Below are 8127 nucleotides of genomic sequence, written 5' to 3'. Positions count from 1 at the left end.
GGTCCTGGCGGCGCGGCGTGCGGCGGAGCCGGCGCGGTCGCCGACGGCGGAGGCGTCGGGGCGGCGTACGGCGGGGACGGTGCGGACGGCGGAGGCGGCGGCGCGGGCAGGTCGTCGGGGAGCAGGAGGTCCGGCTGCTCGCCCGCCGTCAGCCAGTTCGGCGGCGGCAGTGCCGAGCCGTCGCCGTCGGGCTGCGCCGACGGCTCGCCATCGGGGGTTCCGGCCGGGGGCGTGGGTGCCACACTCATCTCCTGGTCCGCGCGGGACCGGCCGGCAGCGGCCGGTCAGACAGGATCATATCGGGACGCCCCGCAGCGAAGGCGTCAATCCACGCGCTGCTGACCGCTCATCCACTTCAGCAGGTCCGGGGTGAGCCGCTGGAACGTTCGAAGGTTGTGGCCGCCGTCCTTCGGGAACAGCGTGGTGAGCCGCAGCGGCGCCTTGGCGAGCGCGGCGTACCGCTGGGCCTGCTCGAAGTCGGGCCCCTGCTCGGTCTGCGCCAGCAGCACGGCCACCGGCGGCGGCGGCAGGTGCTCGAGCCGCCAGATGAGGTCGTTCTCGTCCCGGACCTGCCTGCTGCCGCCGTAGAGGTCCCCGGTGGTCGGGTCCTGGACGGACCGCAGGTAGCCGCCGAGCGACGCCGCCGCCCCGAACCGGTCCGAGTGGCGCACCGCGAGCTTGACCGCGCAGTAGCCGCCGGTGGACTGCCCGATGACCCCCCAGCCGTGCGGGGACGCCGCCGTCCGGTAGGTGGCGGCCACCGCCTGCGGGACGTCCTGGGAGAAGTAGGTCTCGACCTGCGGACCGCCGGGGACGTCGGTGCACTCGGTGTCGCGCGGCGGCACCACGGTCGCCTTCATGATCACGTAGATGGTCGGCTGGACCGAGCCGTTCGCCATCGCGGCGCCGGCGTCGCGCAGCAGGCCCTGGCGCTTGATGATGCCGCGCGGGTCGCCCGGGTACCCGGCGAGCACCAGCGACACCGGGAACCGGCGGTTCTTCGCCGCCGGGTCGAAGTACTGCCGCGGGAGGTAGACGAACGCGTGCGCCTGGATGCCCGTCCGGACGCCCGCGACCGTGACCTCCTCCAGCTGCCCGTCCACCGTCCCGGACCGCAGCCCGGAGCCGGCGCCGAGGGGGGACACCCTGCGCTCCAGCGGGCGCGTCGCGGCCGGCCCGGAGGCGGTCGCGCCGCGGAACTGCCCGGTGCCGCCCGCCGTGCCGAACAGGTCCGTCCAGCTCACGAAGAACAGGAAGTTGGCGTTGATGCCGGCCGCGACCGCCAGCAGCAGCGCGACCTGGCTCGCCGTCACGAGCCCGAGCCGGACGGCGACCGCCGCCGGTCCGCGGCCCCCCGCGCGCGGGAGCAGCCAGACGGCCAGGCCCGTCACCCCCACCGCCGCCATCACCAGCAGGGTGATCAGCCAGCCGCTCGTCGGTCCCACGCCGCCTCCGTCCGGTACCCGCGGACCCCGTTTCGCCACACCGGGGTTGATTGGCTAGTTTGCCGTAGGTTGTCATGCGGAGCCTCGAAGATCCCCCCGCGCCGTCCCGGCGGGTCACCGATCGCCCCCTCGCCGTCCTGGTGCTGGGCGCGCTGGTCAGTGCCCTGATCACGCTCGTCGGCACCCTCGTGTCCGAGGGAGGGGGATCGGCGGAGTCGGCCCGGCGCGTCGGGCCCGGCGCCTCGTCCGCGGCACGGTCCGCAACCGCGTCCCCGGCGCCGTCCGCACCGGCGGACCAGGGGCCGCCCGGGCCGCCGACCACGCCGCTGATCGACTCGAACTTCCCCGACCCCGCGGTCATCAGGACAGCGGACGGCTACCACGCCTTCGCCACCAACGACGGCGGTCGCAACATCCCGATGGCCGAGGCGCCGTCCGCGACCGGTCCGTGGACGCGGACGGGAAGCGACGCGCTGCCCGCCCTGCCCGCGTGGGCGGAGGGCGGGCGCACCTGGGCCCCGGACGTGTCCGCCCGGCCGGACGGCTCCTACCTGCTGTACTTCACGGCGCAGGACCGCGCGTCCCGCAAGCAGTGCCTGGGAGTGGCGGTCGCGGGTTCCGTCGCGGGGCCGTACACGCCCGCGAGCGACACGCCCCTCGTCTGCCGGGCGGGCCGCGACACGATCGACCCGGCCGCGTTCGTGGACACCGACGGAACCCGCTACCTGCTCTACAAGCAGGAGGGCGGGGAGCGCGATCCGGGCGGTCTCTGGGTCCAGCGCCTCACGCCGGACGGCCTCGCCGGCACGGGCGCCGCCGTCCGCGTCCTGACGAAGAGCACCGCCGAACCGGAACTCGTGGAGGCCCCGGCCCTCGTCCGCCGGGACGGGAAGTACGTCCTCTTCTACGCGGCGGGCGTGTTCCACAGCAGCGAGTACCAGACCCGGTACGCGATCGCCCCGTCCATCGCGGGCCCCTACACGCGCGGCACCCGCGCCCTCCTGACCACGACCGGCTACCGGGGGCGGATCACCGGCCCCGGCGGCGCGGACGTGGTGCACGACGGCACCGACTCCCACCTGGTCTTCCACGGCATCCTCCGGGCGCCGGGAGCCGACCCGCTCGTCCGCGCGATGTACATGGCGGACCTCGGCTGGGCGAACGGGACCCCGGTCGTCCGCGGAAGCGCCGTCCGCTACGAGGCGGAGTCGAGCCGCCTCACCGGCGTCGCCGTCCGCCGCAAGGTCGCCGGGGCGTCGGGCGGCGCCACGGTCGGCACCCTCGACCGCCCCGGGAAGTCCGTCGAACTGGACATCTACGCGCCCACCGCGGGCGAGTACCAGGCGAGGGTCGGCTACGTGAACCGCGGCCCGGGCCCCGCCGCGCTGGCGGCCCTGGTCAACGGGGCCTCGCCCGTGCCGCTCGCGCTCCCCGCCGACCGGTCGCACGGCTTCCACGACGCCACGGCGGCCGTCACCCTGCGGACGGGCTGGAACGTCATCCGCCTGACCGCCTCCACGGGCTCCGCCGACCTCGACTGGCTCGAGGTCTCCTAGCCCTCAGCGGACGCCCCGCGCAGTAGGGCGGGCGGCTCCGAGACACGCCCCGTCCGTCAGCGGGCGCCCCGCTCGGCCTTCTTGTCCGCCTGCCAGAGCGAGCCGGCGTCGGCGACGTCCCCGTCGTAGACCTTGTGGCCGTGCCGGAGCATGACGCCGCGGTGGCAGAGCTGGACGAGCATCGGGATGTCGTGGGCGACGATGAGCATCGTGCGGCCCTCGTCGCGCAGCTCGCGGATCCGCCGGATGCACTTCTCCCTGAACGGCGGGTCGCCGACGGCGAGGACCTCGTCGATGAGGAAGATGTCCGGCTCGGTGTGGGCGGCGATGGAGAAGGCCAGCCGCATGAACATGCCGGACGAGTAGAACTTGACCTCGGTGTCGAGGAACCGCTCCACGCCGGAGAACTCGACGATGGTGTCGAACTTGCGCTTGATCTCGGCCTCGCCCATGCCGAGGATGGCGCCGTTCAGGAAGACGTTCTCGCGGCCGGTCAGCTCGGGGTGCAGGCCCGCTCCCACGTCCAGGAGGCCCGCGACACGGCCGCGCACCCGCACCGAGCCCACGTCGGGGGACATCACCCCGGAGATGAGCTTGAGCAGCGTGGACTTCCCGGAGCCGTTCAGCCCCATCAGCGCCACGGTCTCGCCGCGCGTCACGGTCAGGCTGACGTCGTGCAGCGCGTCGAAGCTCTCCGAGAGCGCCTGGCGCCGCGCCAGCCGGACGGTGATGTCCTTGATGGAGCGCGCGTGCCGGAGGGTGAAGCGCTTGCTCACGCCGTCGACGACCACGGCGGGGGGACCGGCCGGGGGGCGTTTGCCTTCCGCGAGGGACGTCATCTCACATCTCCTGGGCGAAGCGCTTCTGCAGGCGCGCGAACACGGCCTCGCCGATGAAGAAGAACATGAGCGCGCAGCCGAGCGCCGACGCCGTGCGTGCGGTGAGCGCCGGCGGCTCCGGGACGCGGCCGTCGCTGAGCGGCGCCCAGAAGGCCCGGTGGAAGAGCTCGACGGCCGAGACGAGCGGGTTGAGCTGCCAGACCTGGAGCACCCAGTGCGGGGCGTGGTCGCGGACGTGGATCCACGGGTAGACCATGGGTACCGTCCAGGACACCGTGATCATCACGATGTCCACGACCTGCTCCACGTCGTGGAAGAACACGGTCGCGGCGGCGCAGAGCAGTCCGAGGCCGAGGGCGAGCAGGATCACGATGAGCAGGCCGACGACCGCCCCGGCCAGGCCGAGCGGGGTCGGCCGCCACCCGTAGCCGAGCGCCCCGACCACGAGGATCGCCAGCGCCGGGACGAAGTGCACGAGGGACACCAGCAGCGACGCGGACGGGAACAGCTCGCGCGGCAGGTACACCTTGCGCACCAGCGGCGCGTTGTGCAGCACCGAGCGGGTCGCGGCCTGCAGCGTCTCGGTGAACAGCGTCACCAGGACGAGCCCGGAGAACAGGTAGATCGGGAAGTCCTTGATGACCTTGTCCATGCCCATGAACACGCCGACGACGAAGTAGAAGACGGCGAAGTTCACGGCGGGCCGGACGTAGGACCAGCCGAGGCCGAGCAGCGAGCCCTTGTAGCGGGCCTTCAGCTCGCGGCGCAGCAGCAGCTTCAGGAGGTAGCGGTGGTGCACGACCTCCATCAGCCCGCCGTCGCCCGCCGGACTGCGCAGCTCGGCGTCGTCGGCCGCGACCGGCTCACGCACGTCCGGCACATCCCGCGGCGGCTCGCTCGGCCCGTCGCGCAGCGGCTCGCTCGGCCCGTCGCGCGGCGGCTCGTTCAACCGGTCGCGCGACGGCCCGCCCCGCACATCCCGCGGCGGTTCGTTCCGCGCGTCGCGCATGTCTCGCGCCGGCTCGTTCCGCGCCGGCTCGCCCCTCGGCGGTTCGAGGCGCAGCGCGGGTGAACGGCCGGTATCCCGAGGGCCCGCGTTCCGCGAGGCCGTGGTCATGAGCCGTCGCGGCCTTCCCCGGCGGCGAAGGTCTCGCGCCAGCTCTCCGGCGAGGTCAGCGCGGGCTGCGCGGCGCGGTAGGCGGTGACGAGCCGGGGCCACTCCTGGTAGAGCCGGGCGTGCAGGGCGGTGGTGCGCTTCAGGATCGACCGGTAGCGGGCCGGGTCGCGCCGGTACCAGGCGGTGCCCGTGCCGTCCGCGGCCGACACCAGGGCGCTGTCGAACCGCGACAGCCGCCACCAGTGCAGGTCGATGTGCGGGACGACCGTCTGCGGGTGCTCGGCCGCGTCGGACCGCAGCGGACGCAGGTGCCGCAGGCCGCTGGTCAGCGCCGTCTGGAACATGTCCCTGCGGCTGGCCGGGGACGCCGCCTCCCGGCCCCGGCGCGGTGGCCGCCGCCGGACGACGGGGAACTCCTCCGGGTCGGGGCGGTAGGACGCGTCGGGGAACCGGCGGCGCAGCTCGCGGATCTCGCCGAGCTTGGTCGGCAGCGTCGCGTGCATGTGCCCCGGGCCGGACAGCACGTCCTCGATCGCCGACAGCATCAGCTCGGCGGCCGAGTACTGCATCGACAGCGCGTGCTTGATGGAGACGAACAGGCTCTCCTTGAGCAGGTTGCCGCCGCGGTCGTAGGGGGAGTGCAGCAGCGCCGAGACCAGCCGGTTCCGCTCGTGGTAGTACGCCTGCCAGTCGACGGTGTCGTCCTTGTCGTGCCAGGGCACGTGCCAGACGGCCACGCCGGGGAGGGAGACGGTCGGGAAGCCCGCGGCGCGGGCCCGGATGCCGAACTCCGCGTCGTCCCACTTGATGAACATCGGCATGGCGAGCCCGATCTCGCGGATCACCGAGACCGGGATCAGGCACATCCACCAGCCGTTGTAGTCCACGTCGATCCGGCGGTGCAGCCAGTGCGTCTCGCGCATCCGGTGGTAGCCGAAGTCGTGGCCGTGGAAGGTGTGCGGCGCGGGCCCCCAGAACCACCGGTACGCGGCCAGCGTCTCGCCGTAGGCGTGCAGCACCGACCGGTCGTAGAGGCTGAACATGTGCCCGCCGACGATCGTCGGCCTTCGGGCGAGGTCGGCGAAGGACACCGCGCGCAGGATGCTCTCCGGCTCGGTGACCACGTCGTCGTCCAGCAGCAGGACGTAGTCGGACGACCCGGCGCGGACGGTCTCGTCCATCGCGCGGGCGAACCCGCCGGAGCCGCCGAGGTTCGCCTGCTCGATGATCCGCAGCCGTCCGCCGAGGGCCTTGGCGGCGTCGGTGAAGCCCGGGTGGTCCTCCACGCGCCGGGTGCCCTGGTCGATGACCAGGATCTCGTCCAGGCAGTCCAGCAGCTCGGTGGCCTCCCCGAGGGCGGCGAGCTGCTTCACGCAGAAGTCGGGACGGTCGAACGTGGTGATCCCGATGGTCGTCCGGCCGCGCGGACGGTCGGTGGCCACGCACCACTCGGCGCCCTCGAGGACGGCCGGCAGCTCCCCGGCGGCGAGCTCCAGCCAGTACCAGCCGCCGTCCACGAACGGCTTCAGCGGCAGCGCGAAGGTGTGCTCGCCGGCCTCGGCCGACCGGACGCGGGCGACCTCCAGCCGCTGCGCGTGGGCCTTGGAATTGGACCGGTAGACGAGGATCGTCGCGTCCCCGCGGACCCGGACGCGGAGCACGACCTCCTCCGCGTCGGTCCAGCGCCGCCAGTAGGCGGCGGGGAAGGCGTTGAAGTAGGTCAGGAACGACACGCGGCGTCCGGCGGGCACGACCACCCGGCGGCGGTCGGCGTCCTCCTCGCGGTCCGCGCCGTCCCAGTGCGAGCCGTACTCGGAGTCCTCGGCGCCGGCGCCGGCCGCGCCGGGGACGGCCACCGGGACGGCGGCGGCCGGGTCGCGCAGGTCCCCTTCGAGGTAGAGCCGCCGGATGTCCTGGTCGTCGTCCATCGGCATGACGACCCGGTGCACCACCCGCAGGTCGGTCCTCGTCTCGGCGGTCATCCTCGTGTCCCTCCGGCCGTGAGCGGCTCGCCTCGGGTGAAGTGGGGGCGCAGCCGGTTGTCGAACATACTCAGCGCGCTCGCGATCGCCATGTGCATGTCGAGGTACTGGTAGGTGCCGAGCCGCCCGCCGAACAGCACGGAGTTCCGGCGGGTCTCGGCCTCGGCGAGCGCGCGGTAGCGGAGCAGCCGTTCGCGGTCCGCCGGGGTGTTGATCGGGTAGTACGGCTCGTCGCCGTCCTCGGCGAAGCGCGAGTACTCCCGCATGATGACCGTCCGGTCGGACGGGTAGTGGGTGCGCTCGGGATGGAAGTGCCGGAACTCGTGCACCCGGGTGTAGGGGACGTCCTCGTCCGCGTAGTTCATGACGGCGGTGCCCTGGTGGTCGCCGGTCGGGCGGACCTCCGTCTCGAAGTCCAGCGTCCGCCAGCCGAGGGCGCCCTCGGCGTGGTCGAAGTAGCGGTCCAGGGGACCGGTGTAGACGACCGGGACCCGGCCGAGGACGTCGTCCCGCAGGGACAGGAAGTCCGTGCCGAGCCTGACCTCGATGTTCGGGTGGTCGGCCATCCGCTCCAGCCACGCGGTGTAGCCGTCGACCGGCAGTCCCTCGTGGGTGTCGTTGAAGTACCGGTCGTCGAAGGTGTAGCGGACGGGCAGCCGGGTGATGATCTCCGCAGGCAGCTCGCGGGGGTCGGTCTGCCACTGCTTGGCCGTGTAGCCCCGGATGAACGCCTCGTAGAGCGGCCGTCCGATCAGCGAGACGGCCTTGTCCTCCAGGTTGCCGACCTCGGTGACCTCGGCCGCCTGCCCGGCGATCAGCGCCCGGGCCTCGTCCGGGGTGAACGCGCGGCCGAAGTAGGCGCAGATCGTGCCGAGGTTGATCGGCAGCGGGTAGACCCGGCCCTTGAAGGTGGTCAGCACCCGGTGCCGGTACCCGGTGAAGGCGGTGAACCGGTTCGCGTACTCCCAGACCCGCTCGTTGGAGGTGTGGAACAGGTGCGCGCCGTACCGGTGGATCTCGATGCCCGTCTCCGGCTCGGGCTCGCTGTAGGCGTTGCCGCCGATGTGGTCGCGGCGCTCGACGATCAGGACGCGCAGTCCCAGCTCGGCGGCGCAGCGTTCGGCGACGGTCAGCCCGAACAGACCGGAGCCGGCGACGATGAGGTCGAAGTTCACGTGGGGGTACCTC

Annotated in this window: 6 protein-coding genes and 1 pseudogene; 1 reads left to right on the top strand and 6 read right to left on the bottom strand. The window is 73.1% G+C overall.

Going from position 1 to position 8127, the window contains the following annotated elements; all coding sequences use genetic code 11:
- Together DZF91_RS38985 and DZF91_RS18820 are read right to left on the bottom strand one after the other, a co-directional pair.
- A pseudogene (locus DZF91_RS38985) lies at positions 1-242 on the bottom strand (hypothetical protein); the annotation flags it as partial.
- A gap of 81 nt (positions 243-323) precedes the next feature.
- The gene (locus tag DZF91_RS18820) at positions 324-1445 is read right to left on the bottom strand and encodes an alpha/beta hydrolase (RefSeq protein WP_117358764.1); all 1122 of its coding nucleotides are present in this window, start codon (positions 1443-1445) and stop codon (positions 324-326) included.
- 74 nt (positions 1446-1519) lie between these two features.
- Here DZF91_RS18820 and DZF91_RS18815 point away from each other — a divergent pair, with 74 nt between their 5' ends.
- Positions 1520-3001, top strand: coding sequence for a family 43 glycosylhydrolase (locus DZF91_RS18815; RefSeq protein ID WP_117358763.1), 1482 nt, complete (start codon positions 1520-1522; stop codon positions 2999-3001).
- A gap of 56 nt (positions 3002-3057) precedes the next feature.
- Here the strand turns inward: DZF91_RS18815 and DZF91_RS18810 are convergent, their stop codons facing one another.
- The 4 genes from DZF91_RS18810 to glf form a co-directional block, all read right to left on the bottom strand.
- Positions 3058-3840, bottom strand: coding sequence for an ABC transporter ATP-binding protein (locus tag DZF91_RS18810; protein ID WP_117358762.1), 783 nt, complete (start codon positions 3838-3840; stop codon positions 3058-3060).
- A 1-nt stretch (position 3841) separates the two neighbouring features.
- Entirely contained in the window at positions 3842-4849 is a 1008-nt protein-coding gene (locus tag DZF91_RS18805; RefSeq protein ID WP_235834399.1) for an ABC transporter permease, read from the bottom strand.
- A 104-nt stretch (positions 4850-4953) separates the two neighbouring features.
- The gene (locus DZF91_RS18800; RefSeq protein WP_117358761.1) at positions 4954-6939 is read right to left on the bottom strand and encodes a glycosyltransferase; all 1986 of its coding nucleotides are present in this window, start codon (positions 6937-6939) and stop codon (positions 4954-4956) included.
- On the bottom strand, positions 6936-8114 hold the full coding sequence (gene glf, locus DZF91_RS18795) for a UDP-galactopyranose mutase (RefSeq protein ID WP_117358760.1): 1179 nt from the start codon (positions 8112-8114) through the stop codon (positions 6936-6938). Before glf ends, DZF91_RS18800 begins: the two co-directional genes overlap by 4 nt.
- Positions 8115-8127 lie beyond the last annotated feature (13 nt).

This window comes from Actinomadura logoneensis, from assembly GCF_003428695.1.
In the GTDB taxonomy this organism is placed as follows: domain Bacteria; phylum Actinomycetota; class Actinomycetes; order Streptosporangiales; family Streptosporangiaceae; genus Spirillospora; species Spirillospora logoneensis.
Note: the sequence above shows the minus strand (reverse complement) of the source record. Positions and strands in the feature narration are given on the sequence as shown.